This is a genomic window from Aquipseudomonas alcaligenes NBRC 14159 (assembly GCF_000467105.1).
Lineage (GTDB): Bacteria > Pseudomonadota > Gammaproteobacteria > Pseudomonadales > Pseudomonadaceae > Aquipseudomonas > Aquipseudomonas alcaligenes.
This window is the reverse complement of the sequence record NZ_BATI01000122.1, coordinates 1-507: the sequence shown is the minus strand read 5'-3', so window position 1 is coordinate 507 and position 507 is coordinate 1. Positions and strand designations below refer to the sequence as shown.

The 507-nt window shown below is 67.9% G+C and carries 1 protein-coding gene; it reads right to left on the bottom strand.

Annotation, left to right across the window (positions count from 1 at the left end; all coding sequences use genetic code 11):
- Nucleotides 1–507: ATP-binding cassette domain-containing protein (locus tag PA6_RS22345; RefSeq protein ID WP_043217446.1), on the bottom strand; the 507-nt coding region annotated here is incomplete at both ends.

The window sequence follows — 507 nt, the reverse complement described above, 5'->3', positions numbered from 1 at the left end:
GCGGGCGATGGCGATGCGCTGGCGCTGGCCGCCGGACAGCGAAGCGCCATGTTCTCCGACCACGGTGTCGTAGCCTTCCGGCAGCTCCAAGATGAACTCGTGGGCACCCGCCAGCTTGGCCGCCTGAATCACCGCCTCCAGCGGTGCCCCCGGGTCCGTCAACGCGATGTTCTCGCGAATGCTGCGGGCGAACAGCATGTTGTCCTGCAGCACCACGCCGATCTGCCGGCGCAGCGAGGAGACATCGGCCAGGGCCAGATCCATACCATCAACCAGTACCCTGCCACGCTCGGGGGTGTAAAGACGCTGCAGCAGGCGGGTCAGGGTGCTCTTGCCGGAGCCGGAGCGGCCGACCACACCAATCACCTCGCCGGCGTTGATCTGCAGGCTGACGCCACGCAGCACCTCGGAGCCGTCCGGGCGGTAGCGGAAGTGCACCTGGTCGAATTCGATCTGGCCCTTGAGCGGCGGCAAGGCGCTGCGGGTGGCCTGGGACAGTTCGGTGCG